20 protein-coding genes are annotated in these 14,745 nt (G+C 69.4%); 9 read left to right on the top strand and 11 right to left on the bottom strand.

The features are described 5' to 3' along the window. Positions 1 to 24 precede the first annotated feature (24 nt). Positions 25 to 555: a TetR family transcriptional regulator gene (locus IEW87_RS11335; protein WP_188712309.1), complete on the bottom strand. Its 531-nt coding sequence runs from the start codon at positions 553 to 555 to the stop codon at positions 25 to 27. 53 nt (positions 556 to 608) lie between these two features. Here IEW87_RS11335 and IEW87_RS15065 point away from each other — a divergent pair, with 53 nt between their 5' ends. The 4 genes from IEW87_RS15065 (at position 609) to IEW87_RS11320 (ending at position 4,162) form a co-directional block, all read left to right on the top strand. Next, on the top strand, positions 609 to 1,196 hold the full coding sequence (locus IEW87_RS15065) for a biotin transporter BioY (protein WP_229731117.1): 588 nt from the start codon (positions 609 to 611) through the stop codon (positions 1,194 to 1,196). Then, on the top strand, positions 1,193 to 1,873 hold the full coding sequence (locus IEW87_RS11330) for an energy-coupling factor ABC transporter ATP-binding protein (protein WP_229731116.1): 681 nt from the start codon (positions 1,193 to 1,195) through the stop codon (positions 1,871 to 1,873). Before IEW87_RS15065 ends, IEW87_RS11330 begins: the two co-directional genes overlap by 4 nt. Further along, on the top strand, positions 1,870 to 2,463 hold the full coding sequence (locus IEW87_RS11325) for an energy-coupling factor transporter transmembrane component T family protein (RefSeq protein WP_188712307.1): 594 nt from the start codon (positions 1,870 to 1,872) through the stop codon (positions 2,461 to 2,463). Before IEW87_RS11330 ends, IEW87_RS11325 begins: the two co-directional genes overlap by 4 nt. Before the next feature lie 100 nt (positions 2,464 to 2,563). Next, a complete protein-coding gene (locus tag IEW87_RS11320) occupies positions 2,564 to 4,162 on the top strand; it encodes an ABC-F family ATP-binding cassette domain-containing protein (RefSeq protein ID WP_188712306.1) in 1,599 nt (532 codons plus the stop codon). A 60-nt stretch (positions 4,163 to 4,222) separates the two neighbouring features. On the opposite strand, the gene IEW87_RS11315 is transcribed toward IEW87_RS11320, so the two are convergent. The 4 genes from IEW87_RS11315 to IEW87_RS11300 form a co-directional block, all read right to left on the bottom strand. Further along, a complete protein-coding gene (locus tag IEW87_RS11315; RefSeq protein WP_188712305.1) occupies positions 4,223 to 5,068 on the bottom strand; it encodes an SURF1 family cytochrome oxidase biogenesis protein in 846 nt (281 codons plus the stop codon). Then, the gene (locus IEW87_RS11310; RefSeq protein WP_308420922.1) at positions 5,065 to 5,235 is read right to left on the bottom strand and encodes a hypothetical protein; all 171 of its coding nucleotides are present in this window, start codon (positions 5,233 to 5,235) and stop codon (positions 5,065 to 5,067) included. Before IEW87_RS11310 ends, IEW87_RS11315 begins: the two co-directional genes overlap by 4 nt. A gap of 71 nt (positions 5,236 to 5,306) precedes the next feature. Next, positions 5,307 to 5,693: a DUF3099 domain-containing protein gene (locus IEW87_RS11305; RefSeq protein WP_229731115.1), complete on the bottom strand. Its 387-nt coding sequence runs from the start codon at positions 5,691 to 5,693 to the stop codon at positions 5,307 to 5,309. Between the two features lie 88 nt (positions 5,694 to 5,781). Next, on the bottom strand, positions 5,782 to 6,174 hold the full coding sequence (locus tag IEW87_RS11300) for a DUF4190 domain-containing protein (RefSeq protein ID WP_188712303.1): 393 nt from the start codon (positions 6,172 to 6,174) through the stop codon (positions 5,782 to 5,784). A gap of 125 nt (positions 6,175 to 6,299) precedes the next feature. Between IEW87_RS11300 and fabG the strand changes: the two genes are divergently transcribed. Next, the gene (gene fabG / locus IEW87_RS11295; RefSeq protein ID WP_188712302.1) at positions 6,300 to 7,022 is read left to right on the top strand and encodes a 3-oxoacyl-ACP reductase FabG; all 723 of its coding nucleotides are present in this window, start codon (positions 6,300 to 6,302) and stop codon (positions 7,020 to 7,022) included. Positions 7,023 to 7,104: 82 nt separating this feature from the next. Here fabG and serB read toward each other — a convergent pair whose 3' ends face one another. After that, positions 7,105 to 7,743 (bottom strand): phosphoserine phosphatase SerB, encoded by a 639-nt coding sequence (serB, locus tag IEW87_RS11290; protein ID WP_188712770.1) that lies wholly within the window; start codon positions 7,741 to 7,743, stop codon positions 7,105 to 7,107. Between the two features lie 35 nt (positions 7,744 to 7,778). Between serB and IEW87_RS11285 the strand changes: the two genes are divergently transcribed. Then, entirely contained in the window at positions 7,779 to 8,576 is a 798-nt protein-coding gene (locus IEW87_RS11285; protein ID WP_188712301.1) for an ABC transporter ATP-binding protein, read from the top strand. 95 nt (positions 8,577 to 8,671) lie between these two features. Beyond that, positions 8,672 to 8,923, top strand: coding sequence for a type B 50S ribosomal protein L31 (locus tag IEW87_RS11280; protein WP_188712300.1), 252 nt, complete (start codon positions 8,672 to 8,674; stop codon positions 8,921 to 8,923). 77 nt (positions 8,924 to 9,000) lie between these two features. Here the strand turns inward: IEW87_RS11280 and IEW87_RS11275 are convergent, their stop codons facing one another. Further along, complete coding sequence (locus IEW87_RS11275) at positions 9,001 to 9,735, bottom strand: exonuclease domain-containing protein (protein WP_229731201.1); 735 nt, start codon at positions 9,733 to 9,735, stop codon at positions 9,001 to 9,003. Between the two features lie 302 nt (positions 9,736 to 10,037). On the opposite strand from IEW87_RS11275, the gene IEW87_RS11270 reads away from it, so the two are divergent. Further along, on the top strand, positions 10,038 to 10,931 hold the full coding sequence (locus IEW87_RS11270) for an alpha/beta fold hydrolase (RefSeq protein ID WP_373285131.1): 894 nt from the start codon (positions 10,038 to 10,040) through the stop codon (positions 10,929 to 10,931). Here the strand turns inward: IEW87_RS11270 and IEW87_RS11265 are convergent. From IEW87_RS11265 to IEW87_RS11255, 3 genes are all read right to left on the bottom strand, one after another. Then, positions 10,900 to 11,376: an Lrp/AsnC family transcriptional regulator gene (locus IEW87_RS11265; protein ID WP_188712298.1), complete on the bottom strand. Its 477-nt coding sequence runs from the start codon at positions 11,374 to 11,376 to the stop codon at positions 10,900 to 10,902. The genes IEW87_RS11270 and IEW87_RS11265 overlap by 32 nt on opposite strands. A gap of 99 nt (positions 11,377 to 11,475) precedes the next feature. Beyond that, the gene (locus tag IEW87_RS11260; protein ID WP_188712297.1) at positions 11,476 to 12,045 is read right to left on the bottom strand and encodes a histidine phosphatase family protein; all 570 of its coding nucleotides are present in this window, start codon (positions 12,043 to 12,045) and stop codon (positions 11,476 to 11,478) included. Between the two features lie 172 nt (positions 12,046 to 12,217). Continuing rightward, positions 12,218 to 13,048: a Sir2 family NAD-dependent protein deacetylase gene (locus IEW87_RS11255; protein ID WP_188712296.1), complete on the bottom strand. Its 831-nt coding sequence runs from the start codon at positions 13,046 to 13,048 to the stop codon at positions 12,218 to 12,220. A gap of 23 nt (positions 13,049 to 13,071) precedes the next feature. On the opposite strand from IEW87_RS11255, the gene IEW87_RS11250 reads away from it, so the two are divergent. Beyond that, entirely contained in the window at positions 13,072 to 13,887 is an 816-nt protein-coding gene (locus IEW87_RS11250; RefSeq protein WP_188712295.1) for a TrmH family RNA methyltransferase, read from the top strand. On the opposite strand, the gene IEW87_RS11245 is transcribed toward IEW87_RS11250, so the two are convergent. Next, complete coding sequence (locus IEW87_RS11245; protein WP_188712294.1) at positions 13,884 to 14,684, bottom strand: SGNH/GDSL hydrolase family protein; 801 nt, start codon at positions 14,682 to 14,684, stop codon at positions 13,884 to 13,886. The two genes, IEW87_RS11250 and IEW87_RS11245, sit on opposite strands and share 4 nt — an antisense overlap. Positions 14,685 to 14,745: the final 61 nt, after the last annotated feature.

Below are 14,745 nucleotides of genomic sequence, written 5' to 3'. Positions count from 1 at the left end.
TCGCACGTGCCTGCGGCCCTCACGTCATGGCGTGGTGAGGCGGTCGATGCCGGCCTCGAAGTCGGCGCGGGTCGCTGCCGCGACGTCGGCGGGATCCGCGTCGTAGGCGCCGATGGCCGCGGCCTGCATCCGCTGCTGGACGAGATAGGTGTGGCCGAGGACGAACTGCGCGAGGACGGTCGCGTCGCGGGCGGGGTCCGCGGAACCGGCCGCCTCGTATGCCGAACGGATCCGCGCCTCGAGCGCATCGGATCCGAGGGAGAGTGCGGCGGTCGATACGACCACCTCCGCGCCGTCTCGTCGGTTGAGGAGGGCGTCGCGGAGCGCGCGGGCTGTCTCGCGTACGCCGGTCGCCGGCGCGGCCTCGCTGACGATCCGATCGGCGACCGCGGCGAGAAGCGACTGCTTGTTCTCGACGTGCCAGTACAGAGCGCTCGGCTGCACGCCGAGATGCGTCGCGAGGCGGCGCATCGACAGGTCGGGGAGCCCGAACGCGTCGAGGAGTTCGAGGGCGGCATCGACGATGCCCTCGAGGTCGTGTCCGGTTCCACGCATGAACACGACTATAGTGAACGATGTTCAGTGAACGGTGTTCAGGAAGGCTCATCATGACCAGATCCGAATCGTGGGAGGCACGCGACATCGCGCGCATCGCCGTCTTCGCGGGCATCATCATCGTGCTCGGCATCATGGGGCCGATCCCGGTTCCCGGCCTCGTGCCCATCACCGCCCAGACACTCGGCGTGATGCTCGCCGGAACGGTCTTGGGATGGCGCCGCGGGGGAGCGGCCGTCCTGATCGTGTTCCTTCTCGTCGCGATCGGTTTGCCCGTGCTCTCCGGCGGGCGCGGCGGGCTCGGCGTCTTCCTCGGACCCACCGCGGGCTACCTCATCGGATGGCTGCCGGCGGTCGTCGTCGTGGGCGTCCTCGCGCATCTCGGCGCGCGCCGCCTCGTCTGGTGGCGCGTCGCGCTCGGGGCGGTCGTCGGCGGAATCGTCGTCATGTATGCCGTCGGGATCCCCGGAGTCGCGCTCGTGACGGGCATCGGGCTCGGCGAAGCCGCCCTCTCGTCGCTGGCGTTCCTCCCCGGCGATCTGATCAAGGCGGTCGTCGCGGTCGTGCTGACGATGCTCCTCTACCGCGCGTATCCACCCGCCTTTCCCGCGACGGTGCGTCGCGCACGGGCGGCCGCGTGATCCGCATCCGCGACCTCGGCGTGGCGATCGACGGCGCGCGGGTGCTCGCCGACGTGACGGTGACCCTCGAGGAGCGGCGGATCGCGGTGATCGGCGCAAACGGATCCGGGAAGTCGACGTTCGCGCGCACGCTCAATGGGCTCGTCGCTCCGACCGAGGGATCCGTCGAGGTGTGCGACATCGACGTCCGGCGCGATCCGCGTCGCGCGCGACAGGCCGTCGGATTCCTCTTCACGAACCCCGATGCGCAGATCCTCATGCCGACAGCGGCCGAGGACGTCGCGCTGTCGGTGAAGGCCGCTGGCGTGCCCCGCGCCGAGCGCACGGAGCGCACCGCCGCGGCCCTGGCACGATTCGGCCTCACCGACCACGCGGATCAGCCCGCGCACAGCCTCTCGGGCGGACAGAAGCAACTCCTCGCGCTCGCAGCTGTTCTCGTGCGAGCGCCGCGCGTGCTCGTCGCAGACGAGCCGACGACCCTGCTCGATCTCGGCAACGCCCGCCGCATGGCCGACCTGCTGCTGGGCGACGAGGGGCCGGAGCAGACGCTGATCGTCACCCATGACCTCGCCCTCGCCGAGCGAACCGACGTGTGCCTCCGATTCGCCGACGGGCGGCTCGCGGATCTCGGCGACCCCGTCGAGGTGGTCGCTCGCTACCGTGCGGAATTCCCGTGATTCCGCTCTACCGGCCCGGCACGAGCCCGCTGCACCGCCTCGGCGCGGGGTGGAAACTCGCCGGTCTCGCCGTCCTCGCCGTCGCCGCATCGGTCTTTCCGCACACGCCCGTCTCAGCCGTCGTCACGCTCGGGCTCACGCTCGTGGTCTTCCTCATTGGTGGGCTCGGCGTCACCGCGTGGCTGGGCCGAGTGTGGGACCTGAAGTGGATCATCGTGTTCCTCGCCCTCACTCAGGGCATCTTCCTCGGCCCTGCACCGGCGCTGACCGGCACGACGCGCGTCGTCGCGGTACTGCTGCTCGCATCCGTGTGCACCATGACGACGCCGACGGGGGAGATGATCGATGCGCTCCGACGCGCGCTCAGCCCGCTCCGCCGTATCGGCGTGGATCCGTGGCGCGTCGCCTTCACCGTCTCCCTGACGATCGCCGTCATTCCCGTCGTCGGCGCTCTCGCCGCCCAGGTGCGCGACGCCGCGCGCGCACGCGGCGTTCGGCTCGGGCCCCGGGCGATCGTGACGCTTCTCGTGCTCGCGCTGCGTCACGCCGACGACATGGGCGACGCGCTGACGGCGCGCGGCATCGCCTGACGCCGCGCGCAGGCCAGACGACGATCAGCCGCACACCGATAGGATGATCTGCCGGCGCGATCGCGCCCGAAACCCCCTCCAACGAACAGGACCGTTCAGAGTGCTTGCCGTCAAGGACCTAGAGATCCGCGTGGGTGCGCGCCTGCTGATGAGCGGCGTGACGTTCCGTGTGGGCGACGGCGACAAGATCGGCCTCGTCGGGCGCAACGGTGCCGGCAAGACGACGCTCACGAGGGTGCTCGCGGGTGACATCGTCGCGAGCGACGGATCCGTGACGCTCTCGGGCGAGCTCGGCTACCTGCCGCAGGACCCGCGCACGGGCGACCCGGAGGAGCTGGCGCGCACACGGATCCTCAATGCCCGCGGACTCGGCGACCTGCAGGCCGGCATCACGCAGGCGACGGAGGACATGGGATCCGACGACCCGGCGCGCGCTGAGAAGGGCATGCGCCGCTTCGGTCGGCTCACCGAGCGCTTCGAGGCGATCGGCGGCTACGCGGCCGAAGCGGAGGCGGCGACGATTGCGAGCAACCTCGCGCTGCCCGACCGGATTCTCGACCAGCCGCTCAAGACGCTCTCGGGCGGTCAGCGCCGACGCATCGAGCTCGCGCGGATCCTCTTCAGCGACGCCGACACCATGATCCTCGACGAGCCCACCAACCACCTCGACGCCGACAGCGTCGTTTGGTTGCGCGAGTTCCTCAAGTCCTACCGGGGCGGGCTCATCGTCATCAGCCACGACGTCGATCTCGTCGGCGAGACCGTCAACCGCGTGTTCTACCTCGACGCGAACCGCCAGGTCATCGACATCTACAACATGGGCTGGAAGCACTACCAGCGCCAGCGTGTCGCCGATGAGGAGCGCCGCAAGAAGGAGCGCACGAACGCCGAGAAGAAGGCCTCGGCACTGCGCCAGCAGGCCGCGAAGTTCGGGGCCAAGGCCACGAAGGCCGCCGCCGCCCACCAGATGGAGGCGCGCGCGGATCGACTCCTCGCGGGCCTCGAAGAGGTGCGTCAGGTCGACCGCGTCGCGAACATCCGGTTCCCGAAGCCCGCGCCGTGCGGGAAGACGCCGCTCATGGCGTCGTCGCTGTCGAAGTCCTACGGCGCGCTCGAGATCTTCGCTGGCGTCGACCTCGCGATCGACCGCGGCAGCAAGGTCGTCGTGCTCGGCCTCAACGGTGCGGGCAAGACGACGCTGCTGCGGATCCTCGCCGGCGTCGACGCATCGGACACGGGCCAGATCGAACCCGGGCACGGGCTGAAGATCGGCTACTACGCTCAGGAGCACGAGAACCTCGACATCGATCGCAGCGTGCTACAGAACATGATGTCGTCGGCGCCGAACCTGACCGAGACCGAGGCGCGCCGCGTACTCGGATCGTTCCTCTTCACCGGCGATGACGTGCTGAAGCCGGCGCGCGTGCTCTCCGGCGGTGAGAAGACGCGCCTCTCGCTCGCAACGCTCGTCGTGTCGTCGGCGAACGTGCTGCTGCTCGACGAGCCGACGAATAACCTCGACCCGGCAAGCCGCGAAGAGATCCTCGACGCCCTCGCGCACTACGAGGGCGCCGTCGTCCTCGTCTCGCACGACGAGGGCGCCGTCGAGGCGCTCAACCCCGAGCGCGTCCTCCTGCTTCCCGACGGCGTCGAGGATATTTGGAACAAAGACTACGCCGACCTCATCTCACTGGCGTAGAACGCGCGGGCGCACGCACCTGCCCACGTTGTCGTCGGTCGTAGGGCGCTCCCGTACGCCCTACAGGCGGTCGAGGATGGCGTCTTCCTCTTCGGCGTCTCGGTCGCGGCGCTTGCGGCGCGGGCGGCGCTGGGGGCGCGGCCTGTCTTCGTCGAGGTCGTCCGGGTCCTCGTCGTCGCCGCGAGCGGGGACCATCTCGGTGCGGATCATGTATCCGATGAACGCGAAGCCCATGATCGCGAACAGGATCCACTGCACCGCGTACGACAAGTGGGGCCCCGGGTCGACCTCCGGAGCGGCGAGGGGGTTCGGCCGCTCGTCGGGGGCCGGCTCCTCGCTCGACATGATGGCGTAGACGGGGGTGATCGTCTGCTCCCCGGTCTGCGCCGCGACGGACGGCACGTGGATCATCGGCAGCTGCCCCTCGGGCGCGGTGCGACCGGACGTCGGCAACGCCTCGCTCGCGCGCAGTCGGGCGGTGACGGTGACCTCTCCCGTCGGGGGAGCGGGAACAGCCTCGGCACCGCCCTCGTACGCCGGCGGAACCCAACCGCGATCGATCGCGAGGATCCGACCGTCGTCGAGCTGAAGCGGCACGATGACCTCGTAGGCGCTGGTGCCGCCCTCGGGGCGATTGCGGGCCAGCAGCTGGTCATCGGCGAGATACTCACCGGTAACGACGACGGGATGCCACTCGTCGCCGGGATCGAAGTCGTCGGTTCCCGACATCAGCTCGCTCAGCGGCACGGGGTCGGCGTCGTAGTTGTTCGTGATCAGCGCATTCGAAGCGTCACGCAGCTCGCCGCGCGCGAACTGCCACGACGAGAGGATCGCACACGCGATCGCGAACAGGATCGCGACGAGGACGTAGATGCTCCACCGCGCGCTGCGCGGCCAGGTCCTCATCGGGGACCCTCGGGAAGATCGACGTCGGACCCGTCGGTCACGTCGTCGACGACGCGCACGGGGAATGCGCGGGACGCGAGGAAGTCGTGCAGGTAGTCGGCGTGCTCCGCGCACGCGAGCCACACCTTGCGCCGGTCGGGCGTGTGGATCTTCGGGTTACGCCACACGACGCTCATCTCGGCGGGCGCTCGGCATTCCGCGCGCGCGCACTGGGGGGAATCGGGGGCGAAGCCGAGGATCATCGTTCGTCACTCTCTTCGTCTGTGTGGGGCGCGCTCGTCGACGGGTCCTCGGAGGAGCCGTCGATCCGGATCACGTGCGGGCCTTCCGATGGGTCAGCTGGTGCGGCGCCAGGCTCGATCGCGCGCGTCGGGCTCACGGCGGTGGTCGTGCCGCGCGCGTTCGCCTGGTTCGCGAAGACGACGGCGATGTACGGCAGGACGATCGCCCCGACACTGAAGACGGCGGTCTGCCACCCCCACGGCTGGACCGCGAAGGCGAGTACCAGGCACACGGTGCGGATGACCATCGTCAGCACGTACTGCTTCATGCGCGCCGTCTCGTCGTCCTGCGGCGATTTGCCGATCGACGTCGCGGACTGAGCGGGGCGGATGTGCTTCCTCACGATGCCTCCATTCTAGGCGCCGTGGCGCACACGAGAGCGGCCCGCGCCCCCGACGGTGATCGGGGCCGCGGGCCGCTCTGGCGGTGGCTCAGTAGGCGCCGAGAACGCCGAAGCCCGTGGCGATCGCGCCGAAGACGGCGACGACCAGGATGCCGATGATGATGCTCACGCCGATCAGGATGTACCCGATGATGAGGCCGGTCAGCGCCATCCCGCGTCCGCCTCCGCCGCGCTTCTTGATCTGAGACAGGGCGATGTGGCCGAAGACCACGGCGAGGATCGCCGAGATCGGCGCGAGAATGCTGAGGATGCTCCCGATGACGGGGACGAGCGAAAGGATCCACGCTGCGGGCGAGACGAGCGACGCGATCAGCGCGGTGAGCGCGAGCGGGTTCGTCTGCTGCTGCGGCGCCGCGCCATACGACGGCGGAGCCTGCGGTGGCTGGTAGGCGGGCTGCTGCGGCTGGTCGAACTGCGACATGTGATTTCTCTCTCCCCGACGTGTCGTGTTCGGCCAGTCTAGCCCGGCGCCGCGGCGCGTCGCACGGGGGACACCCCGTCATCTAGGGTGGGGACCGGCCGAATCGGAACACCCCAGGAGCACCCATGAACGCACCAGCCACGCCCGACCACGTCGCCCTCGTCACCGGCGGGAACCGCGGGATTGGACGGGCGATCGCTGAGCGTCTCGTGCGGGACGGTTATCGCGTTGCGGTCACGGCGCGATCCGGCGAAGGTCCAGAGGGAACGCTGACCGTCCGCGCGGACGTGAACGACGGTGCATCGTTGGACGCCGCTGTGGCACAGATCGAAGCCGAGCTCGGCCCGGTGACGACGATCGTCGCGAACGCCGGAGTGACGAAGGACACCCTGCTGATGCGGATGAGCGACGACGACTTCACGAGCGTCGTCGACACCAACCTCGGCGGCGCGTTCCGCACCGTCAAGCGCGCGATCCGATCGATGCTGCGGGCGAAGCACGGCCGCATCATTCTCATCTCGAGTGTGTCGGGTCTGTTCGGTGTGGCCGGGCAGGCGAACTACTCCGCGTCGAAGGCGGGACTCGTGGGCTTCGCACGCGCGATCACGCGCGAGTTGGGCGGCCGGGGCATCACGGCGAACGTCGTGGCGCCCGGGTTCATCGAATCGGACATGACGGCGCAGCTCGACGAGAAGACGCAGAAGACCTACCAGACGCAGATCCCCGCGGGACGTTTCGGATCGGCCGATGAGATCGCCGGCGTCGTCTCGTGGCTCGCGAGCGACGACGCCTCCTACATCTCCGGCGCGGTCATTCCCGTCGACGGCGGTCTCGGGATGGGGCACTGACGCGGGAGACGCCTCCGCAATTCCACAAGTCTCCGACAAGTCCGCTGCGAATCGCGCCGGACTTGTCGGAGACTTGTGGACATCAGGGGAGCAGGGGGATGATCTCGCGCAGGTTCACGGGGCCGACCGTGAGGTTCGCTGCGCGTCGGACGGCTGGCTTCGCGTTGAAGGCGATGCCGAGTCCCGCGCGTGCGATCATCTCCAGATCGTTCGCGCCGTCGCCGATCGCGACAGTCCGGTGGCGAGCGACCCCCGCTTCGTCCGCCCACGCCGTGAGCTGATCGGCCTTCGCGGCCGCGTCGACGATCGCGCCGTCGACCTCGCCGGTCAGCGCGCCGTCGCGCGCGACGAGACGGTTCGCGCGCCACACGTCGACGCCGAGCGTGGGAGCGAGATCGTCGAGGATCTCGTGGAACCCGCCGGAGACAACGCCGACGATGCCGCCGCGAGCATGAATGGCCGACGTGAGATCGGTGACGCCGGGAGTCGGCTCGATCCGCGCGCGCACGCGCGAAAAGGACGAGAGAGGCACTCCCGCGAGTTCGCGGACCCTCCCGCGCAGGCTCTCGGCGAAGTCGATCTCGCCGCGCATCGCGGCCTCGGTCGCGGCGGCCACTTCGGCACCGCGCCCCGCCTCGTCGGCGATGAGTTCGATGACCTCATTGCGGATCAGGGTGGAATCGGCGTCGAGCACGACGAGAAAACGCGCAGTCACAACGATGAGCGTACTGAAGTTCGGTCGGTAGGATCACGCATATGACCTCCGTGCTCGAGATGAAGGATGTCGTCGTGCGCCGAAACGGGCGCCATATTGTCGACGGCGTGTCCTGGACAGTGAACGACGACGAGCGCTGGGTCATTCTCGGCCCGAACGGCGCGGGGAAGACGACCCTCCTCCAGATCGCCGACACCATGATGTTCCCGACGTCGGGAACCGTCGACGTGCTCGGTGAGCGTCTCGGCAAGACCGACGTGTTCAGCCTGCGCCCGTTCATCGGCTTCGCCTCGACAGCGCTGGCACGCCAGATCCCCGCCGACGAGAGCGTCCTCAACGCGGTGCTGACCGCCGCCTACTCGGTGATGGGCCGCTGGAACGAGCAGTACGAGAACATCGACGAACGTCGGGCGTTGCGCGTGCTCGCCGAGTGGAAGCTCGACGGCCTCGCCGACCGCACGTTCGGTACCCTCAGCGATGGCGAACGCAAGCGCGTGCAGGTGGCGCGCGCCGTCATGACGGATCCCGAGCTGCTTCTGCTCGACGAACCGACGGCGAGCCTGGACCTCGGAGCACGCGAGGAGCTGCTGCAGCTGCTGAGCGGCTACGCCCAGGCGCCGACGACTCCCGCGATGGTCATGGTGACCCACCACGTCGAGGAGATCCCCGTCGGGTTCACGCACGTCATGCTGCTGCGCGAAGGGCGCGCAGTCGCTCAGGGGCCGCTGCGCGAGACGCTGACGCGCGAGAACCTCGAGCAGACCTTCGGCTTCCCGATCGCCATCATCGAGCAGAACGGCCGCTGGGTCGCGCGGGCCGAAGCACCCATCTTCGGCTGAGCGGGCGTCTGGTAAAGTAGTGCGCTGGCGCTCGAGGTGCGCCGGTGCGCACGCGCACGATTCCCTCCTCACGAAACGTCCCCGCAAGGATTCTCATGAAGACTGACATCCACCCCTCGTACGAGTACGTCGTGTTCCGCGACCTCGGCTCGGGCGAGACGTACCTGACGCGTTCCACGGCGACGAGCGACAAGACGATCGAACTCGACGGCGAAACCTACCCCGTCATCGACGTCGAGATCTCCGCGGCGTCGCACCCGTTCTACACGGGCAAGCAGCGCATCATGGACTCGGCTGGCCGCGTGGAGCGGTTCAACCAGCGGTTCAAGAACTTCGGCGGCAAGTAAGCCGATCACACGAAGAGGGGCCTGCTCGAGCGGGCCCCTCTTCGTGTCTCTGTGAGGCGGTGTTGCCGCGACGCGCGTCAGCGGATCGGCCAGGACCCATCGATCGTCTCGCCCGGGGCGATGCGTCCGATGCGCACGAAGTATTCCCCGAGGCTCGCCGCCTGTGCCGCGGCCCACCCGACCTGCGCCGCGTGCAGTTCTGCGAGCGTCGTCGGAAGATCGCTCCCGAAGCGCTCGGCCTGCGCCAGCGCGACGCGCCCGGCGGCGATCGCATCCGCGGACGCGTCGTGCGCGTCTTCGAGCGTCACGCCATAGTGCGCCGCGACGATGTCGAGCGTGCGCTTGCCGCGGCGGTACCGATCGTGCTGCTTGTCGACGACGAGCGGGTCGACGACGGGAGAGGGGTTCGCGATCGGGGCGAGCCCGTGGCGGGCGGCCTCGTGTCGCAGCACCGACAGGTCGAAGGGCGCGTTGTAGGCGACGACCGGGATCCCCGTGTCGAAGAGCGTGCGGAGGGCGCCGATGATCTCGCCGACCACCTCGGCGGCCGCACGGCCCTCGGCGCGCGCCGTCTCGGTCGAGACGCCGTGCACCGCGGCCGCGGCCGCGGGGATTTCGATGCCGGGATCGGCGAGCCAGGAGTGCGACTCGATGACCTCGCCGGAGGCGTCGAGGACGCCTACGAATGCCGTCACAATGCGGTCGTTCGCGACGTCGATGCCGGTCGTCTCGAGGTCGAAGACGCCGACGCGCGTGAAGAGCACGCCGCCTGCCTCATCGGGGAACCGCGCCGTGATGTCGTCGAATGCCATGCGCAGCTCCTCGGGTGAGTCCATCATCAGGCGTCCGTCGATGTCGATCAGCGCCTCGTGCGGCGCGGCGGTGGGCCGGCGACGCGCCGCAGCCTGCTGGCGTGGGCGACGTGGCACCCACGAATCCTTCTCGCCCGGATGATCGAGATCCTCCACGGCGAAGAGCGGCGGGGGATCGGGCCACGACGTCTTCATACTCACTGACCGTATGGCCACCGAGCGCGGACGCGGGCGCGCCACGCCACGAACGCGCGCCCTCGGTCCCGCGAAGCGCCGCGCCTTAGACTCGAACCGTGCCCGCGGTGCCGTCCTACTACGCCGATCAGCTCGACCGGATCCCGGTCGCGCGTCGCGCGGTCGACGCGGGCGGCACGCAGACGGCGTACTGGACGTACGGATCCGACGACGCCGCTGTCACCATCCTCGCCGTGCACGGATTCCGCGGCGACCATCACGGCCTCGAGCCCGTCGTCGCGCACCTGCCCGGCGTGCGCTGGATCATGCCCGATTTGCCGGGATTCGGCGAGACGCCACCCATCGCGGGGCGCGCCCATGACATCGACGCGTATGCTGCGTGGCTCGCCGAGGTCGCCGCGCGCATCGCACCCGGAGCGATCGTACTGGGGCACTCCTTCGGTTCGATCGTCGCCGCCGCGGCCGTCGCGCGCGGCCTGGCCACGCCGAAGCTGATTCTCGTCAACCCGATCGGTGCGCCGGCGCTGGCTGGTCCGCGCGGGCTGCTCACGCGGCTGGCCGTGCTCTATTACCGGCTGGGCGCATGGCTGCCCGAGCGCCTCGGCACCTGGCTCCTGCGCACGCGGCTGATCGTTCGCGTCATGAGCGCCGCCATGGCGAAGACGCGCGACAAGGCCCTCCGGCGCTGGATCCACGACCAGCACGACCGGTTCTTCTCACTCTTCAGCGACCGCGAGACGTTGCGACAGGCCTTCGTCGCGAGCGTCAGTCATGACGTCCGCGCGTTCGCGGCGGAAATCCGGAGCCCGACGCTCCTCGTCGCGGCCGTGCAGGACGACATCACGCCGATCGAGGCGGAACGGACGCTCGTCACACTGTTCGAGCAGGCCGAGCTCGTCGAAATCGACGATGTCGGCCACCTGATCCACTACGAGCGGCCGAGTGAGGCCGCCGCGGCGATCAGCCGGTTCATCGAGCCTCGCGGCGGGCGAGCTCCATGAGACCTGACACGCGATAGGGGATCGAGTCGCTCATCACGAGCCGCGTCTCCGTGCGCTCGACGCCGTCGATCGACAGGATCCGCGCGTCGACGTCGAAGAGGTGCCGCGCGTCGCGACAGGCCACGAGTGCGATCAGATCCACCTGCCCGGACACGCCGTGCACCTGTACGACTTCGGGGACCCGGCGCAGCTCCTCGGTGATCTTCGGCAGCCGCGACTGCACGAGGCCGATCGAGATGAAGGCCTGCAGCGGGAAACCCAACGCCGCGGGCGAGATCGACCGCTCGAACGAGTGGAACACGCCGAACTCATCGAGTCGCGCCATGCGCGCCTGCACGGTGTTTCGCGAGAGCCCGAGCTTTTCGGCGAGTGCGACGACGGTCGCGCGGGGGTCGACGCTGAGCGCTGCGATCAGTTCGAGGTCAACGTGGTCGAGAGTGGCCATCACGGTGACAGTACCAGTGGAGGTGGCTCCGTCTGCACATTATGCTCAATTGTTACGCGAGCAAGTGCGCGCGATGGGTGATGATGGCGCGAATAGTTCTCAGCGTGGTGAACCGTGGTAGCCGATCACGCGGGCCCCGGCGGAGGTCAGCTCGATGATCTGCTGCGACCCGTTGCCGATGCGCTCGTCGGGGCGGGGAAGTTCTCCGTCGGTGATGTGGCGCAGGACCTGTCCGATGAGTCCGCCGTGCGCGACGGCGACGACCGGGTCGTCACCCGCGATGTCAGCGATCTCCTCGAGCGTCGCGAAGGCGCGCTCTCGCAGATCGTCGACCGTCTCCGCATCCGGCACGTCCCGGCCACCGGGGAACCGCTGCCAGAAATCGGCGACGAGGAGCCCCTCGGCCGCGCCGTAGTTGCGCTCGCGCAGACCGTCGCGGAGGTGAGGATCACCGAGACCGATCGTGCGGCCGATGATCTCGGCGGTCTCCTTCGCGCGGACCAGCGGGCTGGCGAACAGGTGAGTGTAATCGCCGCCACGCAGGGCCTCGCCGGCGGCGGCCGCCTGCGCGCGACCGGTGTCATTGAGAGGGATGTCGCTGTGCCCCTGCACGCGACCCGCGCGGTTCCAATCGGTCTCGCCGTGGCGTACGAGTGCGATAAGTGTCACACCTTCGATCCTAGGGTGTGTCTCATAATTGGAGCCGTCGCGAGCAAGGCCCTGGGTGCGTGCGTCGCAAGACGGAGGAGGGAGGCGATGCCTTTGCATCGTCGACCGACGACAACGCCGCGAGGCGCGTGCTCAGGGCCTGCGCAGTAGGCGAGCAATTGTGAGACGCGCCCTAGGCGAGGGCGTGAGCGAGCTTGGTCAGGACGTCGCTCGTGCCGCCGTCGACCTTGACGGCCGCCCGTGCGTCAGCCTTCGTCTCGCCGCGATTGACGATGACGACGGGGTGCCCGAGACGCCGCGCCCGCTCGACAAGTCGGATCCCGCTGTTGACGACGAGCGAGGATCCGGCGACGAGCAGCGCGTCGCTCGCGCGCACGAGCTGTTCCGCGTGGCGGAATCGCCCGACGGGGATGAACTCGCCGAAGAACACCACGTCGGGTTTGAGCACACCCCCGCAGACGGTGCAGTCCGGCACCACGAGGTCGACCACGGCGTCGGGGGCGACATCGCCGTCGGGGCCGAGCGGCACCGAATCCGGCGTCGCGATCCACGGGTTGTCACGCTCGAGACGGTGCGCGATATCGCGGCGGTCGAAGACCTGGCCACAATGCGTGCAGAAGATCCGGCGCATCGTGCCGTGCAGCTCGACGACGCGGGAGCTCCCCGCGCGCAGGTGGAGGCTGTCGACGTTCTGCGTCGCGATGCCGGTCACGACTCTCGCTCGCTCCATACGGGCGAGGGCGCGATGCCCGGCGTTCGGCTCGGACGCCGCGAACGCGCGCCAGCCGAGATGTGAGCCGATCCAGTACCGGTCTCGGGCGCGAGCATCGCCGAGATAGGTCTGTGCCGTCATCGGGATGCGCCTCGGCGCGCCGTCGCCGCGATAGTCGGGGATCCCGGAGTCGGTCGAGATGCCGGCGCCGGTCAGCACGGCGATGCGGCGCCCGGCCAGGACATCGACCGCCCGCGCAATGTCGTCAGCGGGAGAGTTCCGGATCGCCACACCGTCGATCCTACGATGGTGACGTGCACCTCGAGCGGATCCAGGACCCGGGTGACCCCCGCCTGGACGATTATCGGAATCTCACCGACGTCGCGTTGCGGCGTGTGCTCGAACCGGCGGGCGGGTTGTACATGGCCGAGTCGGCGAAGGTGCTCTCCCGCGCGATCGGCGCCGGTCACGCTCCGCGGTCGGTGCTGACGGCCGAGAAATGGCTCGATGACGTCGAACGCATCGTCGGCGGTGTGGATGTGCCCGTGTTCGTCGTGCCGGACGCGGTCGCGGAGTCGGTGACCGGCTACACGGTGCACCGCGGCATGCTCGCGGCCATGCACCGCCCGGTGCTGCCGGAGGTGTCCACCGTGCTGCGCGGCGCGCGCACTGCGCTCGTTCTCGACGGTCTCGTCGACCACACCAACGTCGGGGCCGCCTTCCGCAACGCGGCGGGTCTCGGTGCCGACGCCGTCCTGGTCACCCCGCGGTGCGCGGATCCGCTCTACCGCCGCTCGGTGCGGGTGTCGATGGGCACCGTCTTTCAAGTTCCGTGGACACGCCTGCCCGCGTGGCGCGAGACGGATGGACCGAGCGCGGGCGACCTGCTCCACGCGGAGGGCTTCCACATCGCGGCGATGGCGCTCACCGACGAGGCGGTGCCGCTCGACGAGTTCGCCGCGCAGCGCCCGCAGCGCGTGGCTTTCGTCATGGGCTCCGAGGGGCCTGGTCTCGAGACGCGAGCGCTCGCGGCCGCGGACACGACGGTCGTGATTCCGATGGCGGGCGGAGTGGACTCGCTCAACGTCGCCGCGGCCAGTGCCGTTGCGCTGTGGGCCCTGCGCGCCTAGCCGAAGTCGGGCCGCTTCGGCGTGACGCCGTCGCCCGACGACTGGTGGCGGAGCCTGCGCAGCACCCACGGCACGAGGTGCGTGCGCGCCCACACGAGGTCGTCGCGGCGGGCCGCGCGCCAGGGGCGCTCCGGCAACGGATCGGGCTGCATCGGCTGCAGCTCGTTCGGCACGTTCAGCGTGTGCAGCACCATGCGCGCGACCTCGTGGTGGCCGAGCGCGTTCAGGTGCAGGCGGTCGTCCGCCCAGAAGCGCGGATCCTGGATCTCGCACAGCGCCCAGAGATCCGCGACGAGGGCGTCGTACCGCTCGGCCACCGCCCGCATGTTCTCGTTGTAGATCGCGATCTTGCCGCGGAACGGACGGAACACGGGATTCCAGGCGACGTCGAAGCCGGTGAAGACAACGACCGCGGCGCCCGACGACGATAGGCGCGCGATGGTCGTCTCGAAGAGCTCCGCAATCTCGTCCGGATCCGAGCCGGGCCGGATCACGTCGTTCCCGCCCGCGCAGAGGGTGATGAGATCGGGCTTCAAGGCGAGAGCCGCGTCGAGCTGTTCGTCGTGGATCTGGCGGATGAGCTTGCCGCGCACGGCGAGGTTCGCGTAGGCGAAGTCGTCCACCTGCTCGCTGAGCACCTCGGCCACCCGATCCGCCCAGCCGCGGTGCCCGCCCGGCGCGCCCGGCTCGGGATCCCCGATGCCCTCCGTGAACGAGTCGCCGACCGCGACGAGCCGGCGCCAGGGGTGCGAGTCGTCGTTGGAAACGAACGGGGTGCGCGGGTCGTGCGCGGTCATGGAACCTCCTCAAAGTCACACGAAATCTAGTCGTTTCCCTCCATCGACGCCACCACCTGAG

The sequence above is a fragment of the Microbacterium faecale genome (assembly GCF_014640975.1).
GTDB classification, from domain to species: Bacteria; Actinomycetota; Actinomycetes; order Actinomycetales; family Microbacteriaceae; genus Microbacterium; species Microbacterium faecale.
The sequence above is the reverse complement of the archived record's forward strand: the minus strand, read 5'-3'. Positions and strand labels throughout refer to the sequence as shown.

Bases quoted from the DNA above. Each gene is read 5' to 3' on its own strand.
- IEW87_RS11245 (WP_188712294.1), bottom strand. From the start codon at position 14,684: ATGACCGCGCACGACCCGCGCACCCCGTTCGTTTCCAACGACGACTCG.
- IEW87_RS11265 (WP_188712298.1), bottom strand. From the start codon at position 11,376: ATGGCCACTCTCGACCACGTTGACCTCGAACTGATCGCAGCGCTCAGC.
- IEW87_RS11285 (WP_188712301.1), top strand. From the start codon at position 7,779: ATGACCTCCGTGCTCGAGATGAAGGATGTCGTCGTGCGCCGAAACGGG.
- IEW87_RS11300 (WP_188712303.1), bottom strand. From the start codon at position 6,174: ATGTCGCAGTTCGACCAGCCGCAGCAGCCCGCCTACCAGCCACCGCAG.
- IEW87_RS11335 (WP_188712309.1), bottom strand. From the start codon at position 555: ATGCGTGGAACCGGACACGACCTCGAGGGCATCGTCGATGCCGCCCTC.
- fabG (WP_188712302.1), top strand. From the start codon at position 6,300: ATGAACGCACCAGCCACGCCCGACCACGTCGCCCTCGTCACCGGCGGG.
- IEW87_RS11280 (WP_188712300.1), top strand. From the start codon at position 8,672: ATGAAGACTGACATCCACCCCTCGTACGAGTACGTCGTGTTCCGCGAC.
- IEW87_RS11315 (WP_188712305.1), bottom strand. From the start codon at position 5,068: ATGAGGACCTGGCCGCGCAGCGCGCGGTGGAGCATCTACGTCCTCGTC.
- IEW87_RS11275 (WP_229731201.1), bottom strand. From the start codon at position 9,735: ATGGCATTCGACGACATCACGGCGCGGTTCCCCGATGAGGCAGGCGGC.
- IEW87_RS15065 (WP_229731117.1), top strand. From the start codon at position 609: ATGACCAGATCCGAATCGTGGGAGGCACGCGACATCGCGCGCATCGCC.